General features: G+C 44.3%; 28 protein-coding genes. 15 read left to right on the top strand and 13 right to left on the bottom strand.

What is annotated here, in order from left to right:
* Positions 1 to 215: 215 nt before the first annotated feature.
* The 4 genes from P2A85_RS25740 to msrA form a co-directional block, all read right to left on the bottom strand.
* Positions 216 to 677, bottom strand: coding sequence for a DUF948 domain-containing protein (locus P2A85_RS25740; RefSeq protein ID WP_377476165.1), 462 nt, complete (start codon positions 675 to 677; stop codon positions 216 to 218).
* 96 nt (positions 678 to 773) lie between these two features.
* A complete protein-coding gene (locus P2A85_RS25735) occupies positions 774 to 1112 on the bottom strand; it encodes a YtxH domain-containing protein (protein WP_377476164.1) in 339 nt (112 codons plus the stop codon).
* A 57-nt stretch (positions 1113 to 1169) separates the two neighbouring features.
* Positions 1170 to 1475 (bottom strand): hypothetical protein, encoded by a 306-nt coding sequence (locus P2A85_RS25730; protein WP_341736561.1) that lies wholly within the window; start codon positions 1473 to 1475, stop codon positions 1170 to 1172.
* Between the two features lie 136 nt (positions 1476 to 1611).
* The gene (msrA, locus tag P2A85_RS25725) at positions 1612 to 2265 is read right to left on the bottom strand and encodes a peptide-methionine (S)-S-oxide reductase MsrA (protein ID WP_377476163.1); all 654 of its coding nucleotides are present in this window, start codon (positions 2263 to 2265) and stop codon (positions 1612 to 1614) included.
* Between the two features lie 319 nt (positions 2266 to 2584).
* On the opposite strand from msrA, the gene P2A85_RS25720 reads away from it, so the two are divergent.
* Positions 2585 to 2722 carry a hypothetical protein gene (locus P2A85_RS25720; RefSeq protein ID WP_341734534.1) on the top strand — a complete coding sequence of 46 codons (138 nt, stop codon included), beginning with the start codon at positions 2585 to 2587 and terminating at the stop codon, positions 2720 to 2722.
* Positions 2723 to 2845: 123 nt separating this feature from the next.
* Here the strand turns inward: P2A85_RS25720 and P2A85_RS25715 are convergent, their stop codons facing one another.
* Positions 2846 to 2995, bottom strand: coding sequence for a hypothetical protein (locus tag P2A85_RS25715; RefSeq protein ID WP_377476162.1), 150 nt, complete (start codon positions 2993 to 2995; stop codon positions 2846 to 2848).
* A gap of 36 nt (positions 2996 to 3031) precedes the next feature.
* Positions 3032 to 4312: a serine--tRNA ligase gene (gene serS / locus P2A85_RS25710; protein ID WP_377476161.1), complete on the bottom strand. Its 1281-nt coding sequence runs from the start codon at positions 4310 to 4312 to the stop codon at positions 3032 to 3034.
* 424 nt (positions 4313 to 4736) lie between these two features.
* Between serS and P2A85_RS25705 the strand changes: the two genes are divergently transcribed.
* Both P2A85_RS25705 and P2A85_RS25700 read left to right on the top strand, forming a co-directional pair.
* Positions 4737 to 5885: a glycosyltransferase family 4 protein gene (locus P2A85_RS25705; protein WP_377476160.1), complete on the top strand. Its 1149-nt coding sequence runs from the start codon at positions 4737 to 4739 to the stop codon at positions 5883 to 5885.
* 160 nt (positions 5886 to 6045) lie between these two features.
* Positions 6046 to 6426 carry a DUF2614 family zinc ribbon-containing protein gene (locus tag P2A85_RS25700; protein WP_377476159.1) on the top strand — a complete coding sequence of 127 codons (381 nt, stop codon included), beginning with the start codon at positions 6046 to 6048 and terminating at the stop codon, positions 6424 to 6426.
* A 15-nt stretch (positions 6427 to 6441) separates the two neighbouring features.
* On the opposite strand, the gene P2A85_RS25695 is transcribed toward P2A85_RS25700, so the two are convergent.
* Entirely contained in the window at positions 6442 to 6690 is a 249-nt protein-coding gene (locus tag P2A85_RS25695; protein WP_377476158.1) for a chlororespiratory reduction protein 7, read from the bottom strand.
* Positions 6691 to 6965: 275 nt separating this feature from the next.
* On the opposite strand from P2A85_RS25695, the gene sir reads away from it, so the two are divergent.
* The 7 genes from sir (at position 6966) to P2A85_RS25660 (ending at position 12908) form a co-directional block, all read left to right on the top strand.
* Positions 6966 to 8954: a sulfite reductase, ferredoxin dependent gene (gene sir, locus P2A85_RS25690; protein ID WP_377476157.1), complete on the top strand. Its 1989-nt coding sequence runs from the start codon at positions 6966 to 6968 to the stop codon at positions 8952 to 8954.
* A 198-nt stretch (positions 8955 to 9152) separates the two neighbouring features.
* Entirely contained in the window at positions 9153 to 10343 is a 1191-nt protein-coding gene (locus P2A85_RS25685) for an RsmE family RNA methyltransferase (protein WP_377476156.1), read from the top strand.
* Positions 10344 to 10423: 80 nt separating this feature from the next.
* Positions 10424 to 10663 carry a hypothetical protein gene (locus P2A85_RS25680; RefSeq protein WP_371121452.1) on the top strand — a complete coding sequence of 80 codons (240 nt, stop codon included), beginning with the start codon at positions 10424 to 10426 and terminating at the stop codon, positions 10661 to 10663.
* Complete coding sequence (locus P2A85_RS25675; protein ID WP_377476154.1) at positions 10641 to 10991, top strand: type II toxin-antitoxin system PemK/MazF family toxin; 351 nt, start codon at positions 10641 to 10643, stop codon at positions 10989 to 10991. The genes P2A85_RS25680 and P2A85_RS25675 overlap by 23 nt, the downstream gene beginning before the upstream one ends.
* A gap of 249 nt (positions 10992 to 11240) precedes the next feature.
* Positions 11241 to 11678, top strand: a complete 438-nt coding sequence (locus P2A85_RS25670) for a lysozyme inhibitor LprI family protein (protein WP_377476152.1) — start codon at positions 11241 to 11243, stop codon at positions 11676 to 11678.
* Positions 11679 to 11691: 13 nt separating this feature from the next.
* A complete protein-coding gene (locus tag P2A85_RS25665; protein WP_377476151.1) occupies positions 11692 to 12267 on the top strand; it encodes a hypothetical protein in 576 nt (191 codons plus the stop codon).
* A gap of 56 nt (positions 12268 to 12323) precedes the next feature.
* A complete protein-coding gene (locus tag P2A85_RS25660) occupies positions 12324 to 12908 on the top strand; it encodes a hypothetical protein (RefSeq protein ID WP_377476150.1) in 585 nt (194 codons plus the stop codon).
* Positions 12909 to 12952: 44 nt separating this feature from the next.
* Here the strand turns inward: P2A85_RS25660 and P2A85_RS25655 are convergent, their stop codons facing one another.
* Positions 12953 to 13570 (bottom strand): Uma2 family endonuclease, encoded by a 618-nt coding sequence (locus tag P2A85_RS25655; protein WP_377476149.1) that lies wholly within the window; start codon positions 13568 to 13570, stop codon positions 12953 to 12955.
* 213 nt (positions 13571 to 13783) lie between these two features.
* Between P2A85_RS25655 and P2A85_RS25650 the strand changes: the two genes are divergently transcribed.
* Positions 13784 to 14935 (top strand): tetratricopeptide repeat protein, encoded by a 1152-nt coding sequence (locus P2A85_RS25650; RefSeq protein WP_377476148.1) that lies wholly within the window; start codon positions 13784 to 13786, stop codon positions 14933 to 14935.
* 137 nt (positions 14936 to 15072) lie between these two features.
* On the opposite strand, the gene P2A85_RS25645 is transcribed toward P2A85_RS25650, so the two are convergent.
* Positions 15073 to 15504 (bottom strand): hypothetical protein, encoded by a 432-nt coding sequence (locus tag P2A85_RS25645; protein ID WP_377476146.1) that lies wholly within the window; start codon positions 15502 to 15504, stop codon positions 15073 to 15075.
* A 453-nt stretch (positions 15505 to 15957) separates the two neighbouring features.
* On the opposite strand from P2A85_RS25645, the gene P2A85_RS25640 reads away from it, so the two are divergent.
* Positions 15958 to 16575: an esterase/lipase family protein gene (locus P2A85_RS25640; protein WP_377476145.1), complete on the top strand. Its 618-nt coding sequence runs from the start codon at positions 15958 to 15960 to the stop codon at positions 16573 to 16575.
* A gap of 2 nt (positions 16576 to 16577) precedes the next feature.
* The gene (locus P2A85_RS25635) at positions 16578 to 17189 is read left to right on the top strand and encodes an esterase/lipase family protein (protein WP_377476144.1); all 612 of its coding nucleotides are present in this window, start codon (positions 16578 to 16580) and stop codon (positions 17187 to 17189) included.
* A 48-nt stretch (positions 17190 to 17237) separates the two neighbouring features.
* Here the strand turns inward: P2A85_RS25635 and P2A85_RS25630 are convergent, their stop codons facing one another.
* Positions 17238 to 17669, bottom strand: coding sequence for a VOC family protein (locus P2A85_RS25630; protein WP_340522641.1), 432 nt, complete (start codon positions 17667 to 17669; stop codon positions 17238 to 17240).
* A gap of 12 nt (positions 17670 to 17681) precedes the next feature.
* On the opposite strand from P2A85_RS25630, the gene P2A85_RS25625 reads away from it, so the two are divergent.
* The gene (locus P2A85_RS25625) at positions 17682 to 18500 is read left to right on the top strand and encodes a TIGR00297 family protein (protein WP_377476143.1); all 819 of its coding nucleotides are present in this window, start codon (positions 17682 to 17684) and stop codon (positions 18498 to 18500) included.
* A gap of 144 nt (positions 18501 to 18644) precedes the next feature.
* Here P2A85_RS25625 and hetR read toward each other — a convergent pair whose 3' ends face one another.
* Complete coding sequence (hetR, locus tag P2A85_RS25620; protein WP_377476142.1) at positions 18645 to 19547, bottom strand: heterocyst differentiation master regulator HetR; 903 nt, start codon at positions 19545 to 19547, stop codon at positions 18645 to 18647.
* Positions 19548 to 20178: 631 nt separating this feature from the next.
* Positions 20179 to 20400, bottom strand: coding sequence for a hypothetical protein (locus tag P2A85_RS25615; protein ID WP_377476141.1), 222 nt, complete (start codon positions 20398 to 20400; stop codon positions 20179 to 20181).
* 172 nt (positions 20401 to 20572) lie between these two features.
* Between P2A85_RS25615 and P2A85_RS25610 the strand changes: the two genes are divergently transcribed.
* A complete protein-coding gene (locus P2A85_RS25610) occupies positions 20573 to 20713 on the top strand; it encodes a hypothetical protein (protein ID WP_377476140.1) in 141 nt (46 codons plus the stop codon).
* A 25-nt stretch (positions 20714 to 20738) separates the two neighbouring features.
* Here the strand turns inward: P2A85_RS25610 and P2A85_RS25605 are convergent, their stop codons facing one another.
* Complete coding sequence (locus tag P2A85_RS25605; RefSeq protein ID WP_341736538.1) at positions 20739 to 20933, bottom strand: hypothetical protein; 195 nt, start codon at positions 20931 to 20933, stop codon at positions 20739 to 20741.
* Between the last annotated feature and the right edge of the window lie 47 nt (positions 20934 to 20980).

Genomic DNA, 20980 nt, shown 5'->3' with positions numbered 1-20980 from the left:
GAAGGAAGAGAAGAGAGAGTTTAATAATTCCAATGAAGAGAGGATTTGATATTACTATAGCAATCCTAAATCATTTGTGAATTTCTTGCTCCCTCCCCGCGAGTTCGGGGAGGGTTGGGGTGGGGTAAAAAACTTGCGACTCATTTAGGATTGCTATATCAGGAAATCAATTTTTTTATTGATCCACCGATGAATCCGTAGGCTTGTATCCCATTTTATTGGTCATCTAAACCCGAATCCCTCAGCGAAACTACACTTCTTTGACTGGGTGACAATCGATCGCCCCCTCGACTCCTACCCCCAGACAGCGGCGATTTTCGAGTTAAAGTTTTCCAAGCAGCCTTAACCCCAGTCACCAGGCTACGAGTTGTAACTTGGACATTGTGCGCTTGCTTTTTGGCAGTACCAAGACTGCGATCGACTTGCTTGACAACTTCCCCCGCACTTTGCACCCCTTCACTAACATCATCCGTCAATTCGCTAATTTCCAGCCCCGTTAACCTAATGGCATCCAAAGTCGGCGGAAATTCACGACAAAGGGTATCAGCGAGCTTTTCCACGCTGTGCGCAGCCCGCGTCAAGGCTTGCACCGCAGGTATGAGAGTCACTAACACAGCCGTTAAACTGACTGCCACTAGCAAAATCGAAAGTCCTAACCAAAAGATGGGTTCGCGCACTGAAATCTCGGATTGGGGGTTTGGGAATTTATATGTGGGTCTAATTTTACTTGATTGTGGGATCAGTCCCAAAGGTAGTCCCGAACGGTTGTGGAATTAGCGGTGCTCCGGCGACGGGGAAGTCTCTGTGGCTTCAGTTTCCGAGAGTGTTTGGCGTTCCCGTTGAGTCGCCTCCAAACCGGCGGCGATCGCCTCTTTAAGTCTAATCAAAGTTTCGTCCCAATGGAGCAGGGCCGATTCCGAAAGTCGATCGGCTTGCAATTGTACGCTAGTTGATAAATCTTCGGCCAACTCCGGCAAAGCATCCGCCGATTTTTTCAAAATCTGCCGCGTCTGCTTGCCCGTTCTCGGTGCCATCAGCAAGCCCGTCAGAGCCCCGATGGCCGAACCCACCAGCAAGCCACCAATAAATAATCCTGAACGTTTATTTGACATTGCGATCGCGACCTCCCAAAGTATACTTTTACCAGCTACAAATATAATAATTTCTGACTACCTTAATGGTCGATCGCGCCGCCGCCAAAGCATTCGCCCCAAACCTAGCAATCCCAAAAGTTGCTGAAGTTGTTGAAGTTGCCATTCCAGTTGTTGATAATTTCGCCGCAACTGGTGAGCACCTTGTTGCTTTCTAGCAAAGAAATTAGGTGATTTGGCAAGGACATTGGTGCTACACCGCTCCAGGGCGGTGATTCTCGCTTCACAAAGTGCGATCGTCCTACCCATTCGCCATATTTTCCAGGCTATATAAAAGCCAACCAAAGATATGAATACATTGATGATTATGACAGCAGCCAGCATTTTTCACCTGTTTTTAACTAGCCCATTTACCTTTTGGTAACAGAGAAGATACCCGCCCCACAATAATTTTTTCTAGATTGTGGAACAGGCATCTTGCCTGTTGACAAAAATCAGCCTCAATCTCAGCTTAAATTTTTTAAACTTGAGACATTGCAGGCAAACAAACCTTTGTACCGCCCAAACCGCAATAGCCGTTAGGGTTTTTAGCCAGATACTGCTGATGATAGCTTTCTGCGTAATAAAACTCAGGAGCGTCAATAATCTCAGTAGTAATATTGCCGTAACCTGCTGCCTTGAGAGCTTGCTGGTAAGCATCCCGCGATGCTTCGGCTAGCTGCTTTTGGGTAGCTGAATAAGTGTAAATTCCCGATCGATACTGAGTGCCAGAATCATTTCCCTGACGCATTCCTTGAGTCGGATTGTGACTTTCCCAAAAAACTTTGAGCAGCGTTTCGTAACTAACTTTTTGGGGGTCGAACACAACCAGAACCACTTCATTGTGTCCCGTCATCCCGCTACAAACCTCGTTGTAAGTAGGATTTGGAGTAATCCCAGCCGCATAACCAACGGCGGTTGAAAAAACTCCATCTTGCTGCCAAAACTTGCGTTCGGCTCCCCAAAAACAGCCCAGACCAAACATAGCAGTTTCCATGCCGTTGGGAAAAGGAGGTTTGAGCGGATTGCCGTTAACAAAGTGAGTTGCCGGTACCGGCATCGACTCTGCCCGTCCCGGCAATGCGTCCTGGGGAGAGGGCAGGCTCGACTTTTTGCCAAATCCAAATAGCACCATAGGTTTGTGAGGGGGATCTCTGATAAACATCTTTACCTTACTTAGTTATATCAGATGTACAGTTAAAATAGTGGCACTGTCGAAGTTAAAAGCGATCGCCTATAAGCTAACTTTAATTTTCGTTTTTTTAACAAGTGACATCTATCACTAAAAAAGCGGTAATAGATCGCATTAAGCCTGTGCGATATATCACCTAAAAGTGTAAAATTTATCACATTTTTTTGAGGTATTAATCACACGTATTTAATTCAAAATCTGCGATTATCATAAATATCAAGTTATTTTTTGATTCAGGATCGGTTCTTAGGAGTGTATCAAAATGCTTTTAACCTCAGCGACTAAACCATTGAAATCTAATCCCTTTATTACTTACCGCGATCCCATGACAGGCAAGTGGGTAGTGGTGAATCAGAATTTACCGATAGCAGCGTCCAACTCCAACACAGTTGCAGCTTAACTGGTAAAAATAATTGTCAATCATCTAGAATAACGAAAAAATTGAAAATGAATACTAAATCTAGAACCCCAACTTATGCAAGGAGTTGGGGTTTTAGATGTTTTGCGACTACTATAATAAGCATTAAAATATTTCTTCCCAGTTGGTAGTGAAGACTTTAGTCGGGAGCATCTCGATTGTGTAAGGGCGAAGCATGACCGCTGTAAATCTCTGGCGATCGCTAATAAATTGTCTGCGGTCATGCTTCGCCCCTACGAATATATTTGCACTCATTGAGATGCACCCCTTTAGTGCTCACTACCAACCAATTTATAACACCTCTCGTCCCAAATAGGATTGGAGGACTTCCGGCACTTTTACAGTCCCGTCTGGCTGCTGATAATTCTCCAAAATTGCCGCCATTGTACGCCCCACAGCTAAACCCGAACCGTTGAGCGCGTGCACGAATTGAGTGCCTTTTTTGCCCGCTTCTTTAAAGCGAATATTTGCTCGCCGTGCCTGAAAATCTGCGACATTGGAACAACTGGAAATCTCCCGGTATTTGCCCGCAGAAGGCAGCCACACCTCTAAATCATAGGTTTTTGCCGCCGCGAAACCTAAATCGCCTGTACATAGTTCGATCGTCCGATAAGGCAATTTCAGCGCCTGCAAAACTCCTTCGGCATCCTGAACTAATTTTTCGTGCTCTGCCTCGGAGGTACTCGGATGCACGAGTTTCACCAATTCAACTTTGTTAAATTGATGCAATCGAATTAATCCCCTGGTATCTTTGCCGTAACTACCAGCTTCCCGGCGAAAACAAGGAGTGAAAGAACAGTGATAAATTGGCAACTGTTCTGCTGTCAAGATTTCACCTCGATACAGATTGACAACCGGAACTTCGGAAGTCGGAATTAGCCACAAATCGTCTTGGTCGCATTTAAAACTTTCTTCGGCAAATTTGGGTAATTGACCTGTTGCTGTGAGAGATTCAGTGTTGACTAAAAAGGGGGGAATTACTTCTACATAACCAGCTTTTGTGTGCCTATCGAGCATGAATTGAATAATCGCTCTTTCCAGGGCTGCACCTGCTCCAATTAAGCTGATAAAGCGAGGTTGAGAGATTTTGACAGCGCGTTCAAAGTTGAGTATTCCTAATTTTTCGCCGATTTCCCAGTGCGGCAAAATCCCCGTATTTTGGGGAATGTATTCGTCTCCCCAGCGCCGTATTTCGATGTTTTCATCTTCATTTTTGCCAATGGGGGTTGACGAACTGGGCAAGTTCGGCAACGGCAATAATAAAGCTTCTATTTGAGCTTTTAGGTCTTTTTCTTGTGCTTGCAGTTCGTTGGACTCTGTTCCCACTGCATTGCCTTCTGCTTGCAATGCTTGAATTTCGGGAGATTCGAGGGGTAAACCCGATTTTCTTTTTTGACCGATGAGTTTGGCAATTTCGTTGCTGCGGGCTTGAAGTTGCGATCGCTTCCCTTCCAACTCTCGCTGCTGCTTGTCTAGTTGCACGATGGGCTCGATTTCATAGTTGCCTCCGCGAGTGTTGAGGCTTTCTTGGACAGCTTGGGGATTTTCTCGGATTAATTTTAGGTCTAGCACAGATTTATTCTAAATCTTCAATTCTAAATTAGCAACAACAGAACTAGGGGAAATACAAGTTTTATCAATGATTTTTCGGGTTAACTATAACTTATTCTCATTAACTTTTAGTCAAGGGTGTCACCCATGAGGGGTTATACCCCACAAATAGTGCTATACTGGCAGCATATTAGTAGATGCACCCTGATATTTTTCTACCCCAGCCAGCAATGGCGGGGTTTTTTGTGTCTGTGGACAGTTGACAGTTGATATCAATTCCGGTTGTATCGGAATGATTTAACCGCGAAGGCGCGAAGTACGCGAAGCAAGAGAGGAGAGAGTTTAATACAGGATGATGAAGAGAGGATTTTATATGACTCTTCGACGAAGCTGAACTCGCCAGCGGGCGCAGCAGTTGACAGTTTTCCACTGATAATCATAGAAGATGCGATCGCCAAATTATCTATTCTGCTTCCTAGAAATCTTCTCCAGCGAAGGCGGGATTCAATCCTATGTTAAAGACATTCTGAAAGCTTACCTGTCTGTTAGCGCCGGGACAAATTCTCCGCCAACAGCAGACGTTTTTTTATTGCGAGATTCCCCAAATTGCCAAAATCCCTTCGAGTCAAAAAATCTCAAGTTTTATTACTTCAAAACTCATAGGCTTTGGTTGGGTCGTATACATTTTGTCGCTAAAATACTAATTCACTTAATCCACAAACGACCTGAACGAGTTTTCTGCGGTCACATTAACCTCGCACCGCTGATTCAAACTTTGTGCGAACCTTTAGGAATTCCTTACACGATTTTAACTTATGGTAAGGAAGTTTGGGAAACACTGCCGCCTAAATATCAAATAGCGATGAGCAAAGCTGATAGTATTTGGACTATTAGCAGGTATACGCGCGATCGCACTTGCTGCAATAATCACTTAAATCCTGAAACATTCCACCTAGTCCCTTGTATAGTCGATGAAAATTTATTTGCGATCGGTCCCAAATCCCAGGATTTATTGGTAAAATATAATCTGACTGGTGCTAAAGTATTGATGACTGTCGCCAGATTGCGATCGACGGATAGTTACAAAGGTGTAGATATCACAATTAAAGCTTTGCCACAAATAGCGCTAACTTTCCCGAATGTGAAATACTTAGTGATTGGACGCGGAGACGATGAATCGAGATTAGCCAAAATTGCAGCAGATTTGGGAGTTGCTGAAAGAGTAATATTTGCGGGTTTTGTACCCACGGAAAATTTAGCGTCACATTACCGACTTGCTGATGCTTACGTGATGCCTTCTTGGGAAGGATTTGGTATAGTTTACTTGGAAGCACTTGCTTGCGGAATACCCGTACTGGCGGGAGATGCCGACGGTTCAGCCGAGCCGCTCCAAGATGGTAAACTGGGATGGCGAGTTCCTCACCGCAATCAAGACGCAGTAGCAGTTGCTTGTATAGAAATGCTTCAGGGGGAGGATAAAAGGTGCGATCGCCACTGGTTGAGGGAACAAACCATAGTAGAGTTTAGTTTTGGAGCCCTTTGTCAATCGATCGCAAAAAATTTTAATATATTTGGGCCAGATAAACTGGTGTGAGAATACCCAAAGCCCCGCAGCACTTTCAGAAGTCGGGCATCTAACAGAATATAATAGTCGTTTCGGGATGTACAATGGAAAGATTAACTCCAAGACGACTGAGAATTTATTGGTTAGGATAGAACTATGCCTACCTGCAAAGACACCCAAGGAGACCATCGTGAACCAAGGCACCCCCAAAATTTCTTTAAAGCTACCCGCTATTAGCAATTGGCTGATACTCTTGGGAATCGCGTGGCTGTTTGCGTCACTGGGTTTGGGTTGGGTAGTTAAATCGATTTTTATTTTAGTAGGTTTTTTGCTACTTACACCTGTGGTTGCTTTTTTTTGCCTCCAGTGGTGGCTGAAACGCAACTTGGTTGAAGGTAAATGTCCCGTCTGTCAATATGAATTTACAGCTTTAAATCAAACTCAGTGTCAGTGTGCCAACTGCGGTGAACCTTTGAAGGTAGAACAAGGTCATTTTAGTAGGTTGACACCGCCCGGTACGATAGATGTTACCGCAGTTGAAGTATCAGCCGTGCAACAGTTGGAAGAATAGTTAAAATAACAAATTTTACTTTTCCAAACGGACTGCGTACCACTGCAAAAACTTTCCAGGACCAACATCTAATTCACAATAAGTGTTAATTAAATACTTGGCTTGCTCTTCCACAGAAGATATTTTTTGGACATCAGGGGGCAACTCTTCCTGGGGAGATGCTAAAATAACTCTGAGCTTTTCTAATAATTCCGCAACGGTCAAAAACTGCTCTGGCTGATTTGTTTCTAACACTACAAACGTATCTTCATCATACAGTGACATAGTTTCAGAGGTTGAGGTTAATTATTTCTAAAGTTTTGTGGAATTAAGCGATCGAACTATAAAGTCTTATTGAGGGCGGCAAGGCCCAAGGGTTCGATCGTGTTACAATTAAGCACCGTCAGAATTCCTATCGGATTACCGTTATTAACTTAGTTGTTAACAGAGCCGATCCAGCACTTCTGAGGAAATTTGTCAAGTGCAAATTTGTCAAGTGTCAAATTGTCAAGAAATATTCGATCGATCCTTATCTAATTATAACGGATACTATACATTCCATGACTACATCTTCCACTTCAGCGCCAGTGGCGCGCAAACCCTCTAAATCCGAAGGCCTCAAAGAACGCAGCAACTATTTACGAGAACCCGTTGCGACTGAATTGTTACAAGAAACCACCCACTTCACCGAAGACGGGATTCAGATTCTCAAATTTCACGGTTCCTACCAGCAAGACAACCGCGACAATCGGGTTAAAGGCCAAGAAAAAGACTATCAGTTCATGCTGCGCACCCGCAATCCCGGCGGTTTCGTGCCCCCGCAGCTATTCCTCACCCTAGACAAGCTATCGGAAGAATACGGCAACCACACGCTCCGTGTCACCACACGCCAAGGCTTCCAAATTCACGGCGTGCTCAAGAAAAATCTTAAAGCAGTGTTTTCCTCAATTATTAAAAATATGGGGTCAACCTTGGGAGCTTGCGGCGACTTGAACCGCAACGTTATGGCACCGCCAGCACCGTACAAAAATCGGCCAGAATACCAGTATGCACTGCAATACGCTAATAATGTGGCCGATTTGCTGACACCGCAAACGGGGGCTTATTACGAAATTTGGCTGGATGGGGAAAAGGCTGTTAGTGCTCAAGAAGATCCCGCGGTGAAAGCAGCCAGACAGTCAAATGGCAATGGTACAATATTCCACGACGATCGCGAAGAACCGATTTACGGCCAGCACTATATGCCGCGGAAGTTCAAATGTTCCGTGACAGTACCGGGAGATAATTCCGTTGACTTGTACTCTCAGGATTTGAGCTTAGTAGTATTTACCAACGAAGCTGGCGAGTTGGAAGGTTTTAACGTGTTTGCTGGCGGTGGTTTAGGTCGCACTCACAATAAAGAAGAGACTTTTGCGCGAGTTGCTGATGAGATTTGCTATGTTGCCAAGGATGATGTGTATGATTTGGTCAAAGCAATTGTAGCAACTCAGAGAGATTTTGGCGATCGCACAGACAGAAGACACGCCCGACTGAAATACCTGATTAACGACAAAGGTGTAAAGTGGTTCCAGGAAAAAGTAGCCACATATTTTGGCAAGCCACTAGAACAGTTTAAACCCTTGCCAGAATGGAAGTATTTCGATTTCTTGGGGTGGCACGAACAAGGAGACGGTAAACTGTTTTTGGGAATTTCTGTAGAAAATGGCCGGATTAAAGATGAAGGTTCATTTCAGCTAAAAACAGCTTTGCGGGAAATCGTGCAGAAACACAACTTGCCGATGTTGGTGACACCGCACCAAAACGTGCTGATTTACGATATTTCACCAGATATCAAACAGGAAATTCAGGGAATTCTATCACGCTGTGGGATTCAGGGAGAAACTGCGATCGACCCCTTAGTCCGCTATGCTATGGCTTGTCCTGCGATGCCGACTTGCGGCTTAGCGATTACCGAATCAGAGCGCGTGATACCGAGCATTTTAGCCAGAATTCGGGCGCTGTTGACCAAAGTCGGCTTAGAAAACGAACATTTTGTAGTCCGAATGACTGGTTGCCCCAATGGATGCGCCCGCCCTTATATGGCAGAATTGGGGTTTGTCGGGAGCTCGCCGGAATCTTACCAGATTTGGCTAGGCGGTTCTCCTGAACAAACGAGGCTGGCAAAACCAATTGAGGAAAAGCTGCACGTCAACGACTTTGAAGCTTTTCTAGAGCCAATTTTTGTTTATTTTAAACAAAAACAGCAACAAAGTGAGAGTTTTGGCAATTTTTGCGATCGCGTCGGGTTAGAATCTATCCGTCAATTTATAACCAACTACCAATCTGCTGACTCGATGACAACTGAAATTAATGAATTAGAAGTTACGTCTAGTAACGAAGATGGGAACGAGACAGCCGCGGCTACTGGTAAAGTCCGTCGCCGAATTAGCGTTCGCGATGAAATTTACAACGAGCTCAAAGAAGAAGCAGCCCGTCAGGGTAAGCCAATCACGCAGCTAGCAACAGAGGCAATTTCAAATTATTTAAACAAGATTAAGGAGGAAGCATAAGCCAATTTTCCATGGTCTTCAATAGACCTCTGAAAAAAATAGTATAAAGGCAAAGCATTTGCATAAAAAAACCTAGAATTTGTCCAATAATTCCGGTGGTTATAAATGCTTTGCCTTTATCCTCTATTCCTCTGCGTTCTCTGCGCTCTCTGCGGTTAAATAAAAAAATATAATAGAAAACGAGCAATCCAAAATGCAATGGCTCAATTACAAAGACTAGCAGTTAATGCCCCCAAAAAATCCGACAAATCGATAGACTTAAACGCCGAACAAAAGCATTATTTACATCGCGTACTCAGATTACAAGCAGGCGATAAATTTATTGCAATGGACGGGCGAGGACATTGGTGGCTAGCAGTCCTAGAAGCCCAGGAAACAGAGTTAATTGCGTCGATAATAGAAGAAATCGCCATAGACAAGGAGCTTGCCGTCGAGGTTAGTTTGATGGCTGCCTTGCCCAAGGGAAACGGGTTTGATGAGGTTGTCAGACAGGCGACGGAATTGGGTGTGGCAAGTATTGTACCGGTGACGAGCGATCGCACTTTGCTGAAACCTAGTCCTCAAAAAGTCGATCGCTGGAGGCGCATTGCTGCGGAGGCGGCGGAACAGTCGGAACGTCAATTTGTGCCCACGATTTTTGAGCCTGTTTCCTTTGATTTGGCGGTGAAAGATTGCGGTCAAAAATATCGATATATTTGTGATGCTCGTGGGGATAATCGCCATTTGTGGGATTGTTTGATGGAATTAGAACCCCCCCAGCCCCCCTTGGTAAGGGGGGAGCAAGGATTCGATCCCCCCCAGCCCCCCTTGGTAAGGGGGGAGCGAGAATTCGATCCCCCCCAGCCCCCCTTGGTAAGGGGGGAGCAAGGATTAGAACCCCCCCAGCCCCCCTTGGTAAGGGGGGAGCGAGAATTCGATCCCCCCCAGCCCCCCTTGGTAAGGGGGGAGCAAGAATTCGATCCCCCCCAGCCCCCCTTGGTAAGGGGGGAGCAAGGATTCGATCCCCCCCAGCCCCCCTTGGTAAGGGGGGAGCAAGGATTCGATCCCCCCCAGCCCCCCTTGGTAAGGGGGGAGCAAGGATTCGATCCCCCCCAGCCCCCCTTGGTAAGGGGGGAGCAAGGATTCGATCCCCCCCAGCCCCCCTTGGTAAGGGGGGAGCAAGAATTCGATCCCGCCTTTGTAGGGGCGGTGCCCCCGTGCCCGCCCCCTGGGGGAGAATTATCGATTGTCATAGCTATTGGCCCGGAGGGTGGATGGACGGATGGTGAGGTGAAAAGGGCGATCGAGTTTGGTTTTGAGCCTGTTTCTTTGGGGAGTAGAATTCTCAGAGCAGTCACTGCTCCAATTGTCGCTTTATCTTTAGTTGGAACGATCTTTGAAAAGTCTTAATATCTCGAAAAGATTCAGGATACTTGATCGGTTTGTCGATCGCAGGTAAAATGTAAAAGAGTAACTATCGCAGGAGTAATATGTTACAGTCAATAGAAGGTATATATCGAAATGGCAAAATAGAGTTATTAGAAATGCCGGCAGACATAGAAGAAGCACAAGTTATTGTTACTTTTTTGCCCAAATCAGGGTTGATAGACTTACCATCTCGCGGTATCGATCGGGAACAAGCCTCAGATTTAAGGTTGCGGCTGACGAGATTTGCTCCTGATTGGGAACGACCAGAAATGGATGTTTATGATGCCTTATCATCGCGGTGATATCGTACTGGTTTTGTTTCCCAATGCAGACTTGCGTACTGCGAAACGTCGTCCTGCTTTGATAATTCAAGCTAATAATCTGGGGAATGGTTTTGGACAAACAATTACGGCAATGATTACTAGCAATTTAGTGCGTTCTGGACACCCAAGCCGCGTTTTTGTTTCCTTAACAACAGCGGAAGGAAAACAAACGGGACTTTTAGCTGATTCGGTAATTATGACGGACAATCTTGTGACGCTTCTGGAAGTAGAAATCGATCGCAAAATTGGTATCTTGTCAGATATGGCAGCAGTAGATGCAGCACTAAAGCATACTTTAGCAATCTGACAAACAGGGCGAATTGAATTCAGTAAATATGAAAACAAATTTTAAATTAATCAGGTCTACCCTTTATGCTGTCAAGACAAATTATCAAATAGGTGAGTTGACTAGCCATGAAAAAAGAGTCTAGAAACATAAGAATTATTAATTTCTCTATGCTCTCTCTGCGTTCTCTGCGTCCTCTGTGGTTAAATAATTCCGAATTATCCATTGCAAAACCACCAAAAATTCATAAAATAGGTAAATTGAGAACCCATGAAAATAGATTTGAATAAAGGTCGATCGCGCTTTTGGTCGTTAGCGAAGCCCTCGAAGACGATCGCACTTTTGGCAATAGTCGCTACCACATCTGTTTTGGCACAATCTGGGCGCTCTGTCATAGCTCAACAACTTAATTGCGATCGGCCGCAAGGGGATGTGGAAGTCAGAGCTTGTATTCGGTTGAGATATGAACTCGCAGACAAGCGGCTGAATGAAGTTTACCAACAACTGATTGCTAAGTTGAATGGGGAAGAGAAAGCGCTACTTTCGGAAGCACAATTAGGATGGATTAAACTGCGAGATAAAACCTGCGAATTTGAAGTGTATAGAAATCGTGGCGGTACGGGTTATCAAGGTTTTTTGAATGAGTGTTTGGAGCGAATGACTAAACAGCGTACAGCCGAATTAGAGAAATATTTTAAGGAAAGATGAAAAAGGGCGATCGATGCAAAAGTTAAACAATCTCACCAAGTTTGTCACATTACTAATTGGCACAATTGTCATTTTTGTGGCTTGGGTAACATCCGTCAATGCTCAAGCGCAACTCACAGAGCGATCGCTTTTGGCGCTAAACGGCATAGGGCCGATTAGAGTCGGGATGACAGTTGATGAAGCCTCGCAATCTGCTGGAGTTAAATTAATTAAAAGTGGGAGTGGTGGTGCTGACGAATATGAGTGTTCCTACGTTCACCCACAAGGATCACCAAAAGAAATTGGCTTTATGGTAGTAAAAGGTCGTATTGCTAGAGTAGATATTAACAACAAGCGCATGACCACCCTCAGAGGAGCTAAAATCGGGAATACTCAAGAGCAAATTATGAAGCTGTATCCAGGACAAATTAAAGTAACTCCACATCATTATGTTGGCGCTCCACCTCAGAATGGTAAATATTTAACTTTTGTCCCCAAAGATGCGGCTGACAAAAACTATCGGCTCGTTTTTGAGACTAGCAAAAATCGTGTAGATCGCTTCCGTTCAGGGAAACTTCCTGAAGTTGAGTATATAGAAGGCTGTTCCTAATCACAAAGTAATTTTTTGGGAAATTTTAGTTCAAACAAAAAGGGAAAATTATGAAAATGCGATCGCCCATAATCATCACCATCATCACCGCAATCCTAGCCGCCAGTATACAATGTGTAACGGCCCAGGGATCGCCAAATCAAGGGCAATTGCTAGCCAATGCTCAGCTATCTGACAAACAAACAAATCAGCTTAAGTCTCTCGGAGTTAAAGTTGCCGTTCCTAGCTATATTCCCGCCGGATTTCAGGTGGCGAGCGTTCAAGTTAAACCTTGTCCTTCAGGAGTCCGCCGTTTTTGCCCTAACTACGCAATTATCTATCGCAACCCCAATAACTCTTGCTTTGCTATTGAATCCACCGGTGGCGGTATTGGCGATATGCCATCGGCTGACTTGGAGCAGAGTTATCCAGTCAATAATTCAATATTAGGCACAAGCGCAGTGTTAAAATATCGTAAAAACCCTCGACTTTCTGGCCCTACTTTAACAGGATCTTGGATGGGGAAAGGCCCATTTTACAGATTTACTGGTGCGGGTTCTCGTCTTTTCTTAGATACTGCGCCTCCAGAGTTATCTAATTGTAAGGACATTAGCCCCCAAGAAGCTGTCCGAGTTTCGGAATCTCTGCGATACTTGCCATAAAACTCTTAAATAATAGCAACATATTGTCCTCAGTAACCCAAATATTACAGTTTTTGAATTTTACTGCTTTTGATAACCCGATCGACAGTCACGTCTAATTCGGGAAAAGTTGGAGAAATAATGCGATCGCATCCTCTAAAACATTGAACCTGATAACTCCCTTCCACTAAACGGTAAACAAAAACGGTAGGAACTTTCGGATTACCCAGATAATATCTAGATGCGATCGCCAAATAATCCACAATCCAATATTCAAAAATACCTAGCCGTTGATACTCATCTAGCTTATCAACATAATCATCTTCCCAATTTGTTGACACCACCTCAACCGCTAACTGAATTGGTTCCCTTAAAGCACCATAAGCTAATACATTGCTATTCCACAACAAGCCACTTACCACCGCAACATCAGGATTTCTACCTTGTTCTTGTCCCCCAGCCATTACAGTTCTAATTCGGATGTCCTTATCAACGATATAATCAAGTCCTAAACGTTCGTTTTCTCCATCAAAACACTTGACCAGATAGCGCGCCACATTTTTATGAGCTCTTGTTGCGTCCACCTCGACCATTTCTCCGTTTACAAGTTCGTAGATGCCATAACCATCGGGGTACTGTTCGAGGAAATCCTCAAAAGTAAGTTTAACTGCTGTTTGCACCATAACGAAAACTTTTTTATACTTGTGTCTTAATTATAATCATTTTTAACTGACATATCCGCGTTCATCGGCGTTCATCTGCGGTTGAAAAATCAAAATCTTATTTTTGCCAAAAGCCCAAAATCCCAAACTAACATAAGAACACGGGTTGTTAACCAGTGGCGGAACTAACCCAACATCAGCCAATATAGAAACAACACCATTTCCCCAACCGCCATGACAGACATCACCGAAATAGCCGCCGCCCTAGAAGACAAAGAATACAAAGAAGCAGCCCAACTCATCAAACAACTACAAACAGAATCCCCAGAAAATCCCTGGGTGAAATACTACATAGCCCGTTACTACGAACTCACCAATAACCCCAAAAAAGCCGAAACCACCTACAGACAAATACTCCACGAAATCACCAACCCCAAAATCATCTCCCAAGCCCGCCAAGGGATTCAACGCATTGAAACCGCAACACAAGATAGACTCCAAGAAGCCATAGAAACCGCCAAAAACGACCCCAGCAACCTAGAACCAGCACTCCTCATCCTGGAAGCCGTCAGCCCCGAAGACAAACCCGCAGCCATCCAAAATATCAGCAGAATCTTCAAAACCGATACCTATACAACCCGGATGCAAGTTCAAAGCCGTGGCTGGAGACTGTATAAAACCGGCCCCATCGCCGAACTCCAAATCTACGGCGAAGAACTCCTCAACGCCGGAATTCCCGTATTCTGGGGAACCCTAGCCGATATTCAAAAAATCCAAATCTTTCGAGTTCAACACTTCCAATCCCTCTCTCCCCCTGTCGTCGTTTGTAAAGATACACTGGATAGACTAGGTGCGATCGCATTTAACTGGTCAGAAATCAGCCAAAGAGTAGAAGGATTATTACCCATGTTTATGGAAATCATGGACTACTCACCCCACCGAAGAACCGACCAATTTCGCCACAAAGAAATCACCCAAGATTACGCTCAAATCTGCGATTTACACATCCCTAGCCGCCACTGTATTCTCCGAATTTGCGACCAAAGTTATGAATTTCAACAAGGCATTGACTTTACCCAAATTTCAGCAGATATTCCCGCTTCAGCCCCCAAAAAAACCAAATCTCGTTCCCAAAAACCTCTACAAGTTCCTCAAAGTACCACCAGAATCAACTGGAATCACTTACTAGAAATACTTGACCAACAGCTTGATGTGACAGTGTGGTCAGAATTTACTCCCTTTGCCGAGACCGTTCTTGATTACACTAATATGTTAAGCAAAATCGAATCTTATGTAGAGGTCGATCGCAAATCCGAAACCCCTTGGGACCCAGCTTTCCAGCTATACAGCGGATTAGCCTTCCTGAAAAACCTAGGAAATAGGTAATAGTAATAAAAAGTTAAATATTAAAAATCACAAACACCAGTGTTAAATTTTTAATATTACTATTTGCAATTTTCCTATTACCTATTACCTATTACCTATTACCTATTAGCCATTACCTATTACCTATTACCTATTACCTACTTGGTTTTTACCTGACGAGCCATTTCCCGGAAATTATTCATGCTGGGTCCAGGAGTCCTACGGCTGGTATTTGGTGTTGGCATTAAATTATTAGGAGCAAAGGTCAGAGTCGGTTCGCTAGAACTCGATACTTTTCCGTTAGTTGCTGCTGCTGTGGCTACTTTCACAGGTTCTTTTTCTGGCTGAGGCTTTTTGGCTGTTTCTGTCTTGGCTTTCTTGGCGGGTTCCGATTTGGCTGCACTCGGTTTTGCTACTGCTGGGACTGCGACTACTGGTTCAGGCTGTTTAGCAGCAGCAAGCTCAACTTTTGGTGACTCATTCCCATCAGAGTTTCCCAAATCTAGAAAATATTCAGACTTTTTGAAGCCCAACAATCCGCCGATAAACCCGAAAATAGCGCCGAAGAAATTTTTGATAAAACCAAACATTAGATTTACTCCTTTTGTTTTTTTAGAGAAATTTGTCCCAGCTTTTGAAATACTCACGCCCGCTAAAGCAGCAGTGATTCTTGACGCTTCCTTGGGTTCTGCTAACTGTTGCTAGTCTGACAATCCCTCTGCGCCCATTTAGAGTCGTGGCGATTCCCCATCCCGACTTGTTCTATATTTCTAGCAGTATTGTCAACAAAGTTAGAGTACGAGGTAAAGAAACCTTTGTCTATATTTATTCATCAAAATTTACATTTCGTGAGTAAAAACACTCATTGTATAGTAATTTTTACTCAGTAATAGTAGTCTGAGCTTTGCACTTATTTACGATTATCTCAGAATTGATGACAGATTTCCGACTTAACTCGATCCGATTGGTCATCTGTCCCACTAGGGGTCAAACTCCCTAGGTCAGTGATTTATGCTGTAGTCGATCAGAAATTTTCTCTCCAAATGAACAGTTCGCTCGATCGCAATCCAGTCATCCTGGTACATGGTATCTGGGATACAAAAGCAATTTTCAAGACTCTCTCGGCCCACCTCAGCCAACTCGGATGGCCTGTACATAGCCTCAACCTCACCCCCAACGACGGTAGCCTCGGCCTCGACTTACTAGCGAAGCAACTAGCAGACTACATTTCTGAGGCTTTCGATCCAGAACAGGCGATCGACATAGTAGGCTACAGCATGGGCGGCATAGTCAGCCGCTACTACGTTCAGCGACTGGGAGGAATTAATCGCGTCCAGCGTTTCATCACCATATCTTCCCCCCACAGCGGCACTCTCACCGCCTATTCTCTGCCTTTACCAGGATACTTGCATATGCGTCCCGATAGTGACTTACTGCGGGATTTAAATCAAGATGTCACCATGCTCAAACGCATCAATTTCACATCTATGTGGACACCCTTTGACATAATGATAGTCCCGGCAAAAAGCTCCCAAATGCCAGTAGGTAAAGAAGTGAAACTCAATGTTTTGCTGCACCGCCAAATGGTAACAGATCCCCAAAGTATCAACGCCTTAGTTACAGAACTAACCGCACCTATTAAACATAAAATTTCCAGCTAATCATGAATAGCAATTCTAGCTATAACCCAGTTTTACTCATTCACGGCATCTTCAGAAAATCGGGGATTTTTAATAAAATGTCCGGCCATCTTACCAAACTAGGATGGTCCGTATATAGCCTTGACCTTGCACCTAATTGGGGCAACACTACCCTGGAAGAATTAGCCCAACAACTGGCAGATTATATAGACACAAACTTCGACCCACAACAGCCTTTAGATTTAGTAGGATTGAGCATGGGAGGTTTGGTCGCTCGCTACTATCTGCAAAGGCTAGGTGGAATTAACCGAGTGCAGCGATTTATTGCCATATCTTCTCCTCATAGTGGTACTTGGACCGCTTACACTTTGTGGGGAAAAGGCTGTGTTCAAATGCGTCCTGGTAGTGTTTTTTTAGAAGATTTGAATCGAGATGCTAATCTGTTGAAAAAGCTTAACTTTACTTCTATTTGGACACCTTGGGATTTCATCATTGTGCCTGCTTCTAGTTCCCAAATATCCGCAGCCAAAGATGTGAAGTTGTCAGTATTTGCTCATGCTATGATGGCGAGAAATTCTCGGAGCTTAACAGCAGTTGCTGAAGCACTTTCAGAACCCTTCCAAGTTCACGAATAGGGTAAAATGGTCTTTTTTCTTGCAAATGGTGATTATTTCGCGCAGCAATCAAACAGCATCGCCCACTTCGGCGTATTCGCTGCGCCCAAAAATTGCCTCAGCTTCACAGTAATACTTGAATTCCAGTATATTGTGAGCTGGGTCTTCTAAGAAGAAAGTGCGGTGTTCTGTAGGCAAACCGACAAACCGTCTTCTCGGTTCTTGATAGAAGTTCAAGTTGTTTTGTTGTGCTTTTTCTAACAAGCTTTCCCAGTCGGCCTCGGAGGTAAAAACTAATCCAAAATGTCGGGGATAGATACCTCTTTGAGGTGTCAAAGGTTCGTGGCTAAGGTGGGCGACAATTTGATTGCCACACAAACCCATAATCACCGAATTCGGGGATTCCCGACCTAATTCGCAGCCGAGCCCGTCCACATAGAAGGCTTTTGTTTGAGCAATATCGCTCACGGGGAAGGCAAGATGAAATAAGACTTTGTTCATGGAGGTAAAAAGATGACTGTGCAGAATTCTGAGTTGTGGTTTAATTATTTATCTTGGTCTAATCCTTGGTTGGTGGCGATCGCCCTGAATACAATTTTACTGGCGATCGCCACCATTAGTCCCAAAAAATTACTCACTCCGGCTGGGCAATTTCACGGCTGGCTGCTGGGTGTCATCATCTGGGGCTGTTTGGGATGGCAAGGCTATGCTGTGGTGATGTTCTATTTTCTCGTGGGATCGGGAGTTACTCGGATTGGCAAAGCCCAAAAAGAGGCAGAAGGGATAGCCGAAAAGCGTTCCGGCGCGCGAGGCCCAGAAAATGTGTGGGGTTCTGCTTTAACTGCTACTCTTTGTGCCTTGGGAGTTTTGGTATTATCTATTTTAGGGGAGACAGGCAAGATGCCTGTTTCACAAGATGTAATTTCCCTGTTATTGCTGGGTTATGCGGCGAGTTTTTGTACCAAACTTTCGGATACCTGTGCTAGCGAAATCGGCAAAGCTTACGGTTCGCGGACGTTTTTGATTACTACCTTGCAGCCGGCACCTAGGGGTACAGAAGGGGCGGTGAGTTTAGAAGGAACTCTCGCTGGTATTGTAGGTTCGATCGCGATCGCACTTTTGAGTTGGGCTGTGGGTTTAATAGACTTGACAGGAATTGTTTTTTGTGTTATTGCAGCTTTTATTGCTACTAACATCGAGAGCGTGATTGGGGCAACCCTCCAATCAAAGTTTGAGTGGCTCACCAATGAAGTAGTGAATTTTGTCAATACTCTGATTGGAGCGATCGCTGCGATCGTGTTAGCCTTAGCCTGGACAGCTTTTTTCGCTTAGTTATAAATCACCAGTCATTAGTCTCCAGCGGTCAATTCATTAATGACTAATGACTAATGACTAATGACTAATGACTAATGACCAATGACTAATGACTAATGACCAATGACCAATGACCAATGACTAATGACTAATGACTCATGACTAATCTTCTTGGGGTCCAAAAACCATTTGTAAAATCATGGTCGGTTCGCCCCGTTGGTGATAGCGATCGGCCCAATTACGAATAATTTCATCTAATTCCTCAACAGCTTGGTCAAGCCGTTCCGGCGGGATATCCAAGGTTTCCATAACCCGCATCACTTTCGGTTGTTTTTCGGCCCAATCTTGCATCAGGCGGAAATATCTAGCAGTATCTTCCACCATAGTGAAAGTCCGCTCTTCCTGCTCTGCGGGAGAGTAAGTAGCGCGGGTGAGGGCATAAAACGGCATTCCCCAAGGAGAATCAATACGAGTCACGGTTCCCGAATAGATCAAACGGCGTTTGATGTGTTCTGCTAGAGCTTCACTCAAAGGCATCCGTCTTTCTGGAGACATTTCTTCTTGCGATCGCCGGTGAAGAAACTCGATCAACTCCATAAACTGAAAAGAATTGATCAATTGAGCATCTGGCGGATTAGGAGGAATCTTACCTTCGAGATATTTTTTTTCATCCGCCGTCAAGCTAGTCGCAGGAATGCGAGGGCGTCCCGGAACCCAAGCATACTGTTCCAGCCAGACATAAGGAAACTGAATTAAATATCTAGGTTCTTGGGAACCCAGCATTTTCAGCAATTTGCCCGTTGTCAGGGCTTCCTGAACTTCCTCGACAATCACCTTCACCCGTTTAGGCTCAATGTGATGCAAGTGTCCAGTCATCCGCAGGTTATGCCCCTGCTCCATATAAGTCATGTAAATAGCACACTTAGCCGCCGTTGCAGCCGCGTCTAGAAACGCACCGTGCCTGTGCCCACTGGTTCGCATGGCGCTAAACGCCAAATAAAGCATGATCTGATCCATTGCGCTAGGGCTGAGGCTTTTGACCAGATCCAAGGAGTCATTTTTCATTTTTATTCTCTCTGGCAAACCCCCACCATAGCTAGACTCAGCACTGGTTGGGGAGGAAAAGGAGGGTAGGGTAACAACAACATATCAGTTAAGTCAAGCTTTAGCTGAAGAAAGCGGTTTTAATTCCAGGCCAGACAAAATGAAGGCACCATCTATTACCACAACAGATGAGAAGCTCTCTATACCGTGACTGACCAGGGTTGAGCCTTCTAGGGGTAAAGACCTTGAGGATCTAAACCCCCTTAGAATCCAGCATAACTGACAGTCGTCGGAAAGGTTGCTAACAATCCCCCTATTTACCAATTTAATGGGGCAAAATGCTTCCAAGACGCGCTCTCGGAAAAATTTTACCGACTCATGGCGATTTGCCACAGGGCCAGAGGGGTAGAGTTAAATATACAAAACCGCCAATCACAAGAGTCCAACTCTGATAAATGGCGGTTAAAGGTTGATTTGATAGTGTTTTGGTACACCCAAAATTATATTCTTGTCACTGGTAACAAAAATTAGATTTGTCTCCCGAATCTGAAAAAGTAGAATTATTGAAAATCCGAGCGATCGACTCAACAGGTCGAAACCAACCTCTAACCAACTTCGTTGAATAATTTGATTTCATCCAATGCCATTAAAGTTATTGTAGCGAGTTAGTTTCTGTGGTGGCGGAGCTGAAATCACGGCGTTGAGTATTTCTGCTGGGAGGACGATCGCCTCTTTGTTGAGTTTGCGCTGACAACATATATTGAGATGTGGAAGTTTCTAACTGTGCGATAGGCGATTCAATAGATAGACCAGCGGTAGCACTCAAGAAGATGCCAGACAGGCTCAATAAAGCAATTGCGGTGTAGTTTTTCATGGGTAGTATCCGTATCGGTGTATATTTAGAGATACAGACACTACCCATGCAGATCGGGATGAATTTACATAAAATATAATGAAAAACACCATTGAGGCATTGCTAATTAGATTGCTATAATATACAAAACCGCCATTTATGGAGACTCACTGTCTCCATAAATAGCGGTTGAATGTTTATACTTGATCATCACATAAAAGGATATCCGAATGACAATAAACAAAAAGTGAAGTTACCAGCAAAATCTGAAAAACTAGCAGCCCAGAAAATCAGCTTGAGCGATCGACACAGACGGTCAAAACAAACTCAATAACGGAACTCGCTTTCATGCAAAGTCATTAAAATGCTTGTAGGAGATGAAACTCTCGGCGTCCGCTGCCTCTTTCAGGAGAACGATCGCCCTTTTGTTGAGTTTGGGCAGAGAAAATGTAGTTCGCGGTGGCAATTTCAAGCAGTTCGACTAGAGATGAAAAAACTCGATCGACCTTAGCGCTCAAAACACCAAGTACAGGAAGAAATGTGTAATTTTGCATGAGGTTAATATCCGTGTCAGTGTCTATTAACTGATACAGACTCTCCC

This window comes from Microcoleus anatoxicus (assembly GCF_042465725.1).
GTDB lineage: Bacteria > Cyanobacteriota > Cyanobacteriia > Cyanobacteriales > Microcoleaceae > Microcoleus > Microcoleus anatoxicus.
The sequence above is the reverse complement of the archived record's forward strand: the minus strand, read 5'-3'. Positions and strand labels throughout refer to the sequence as shown.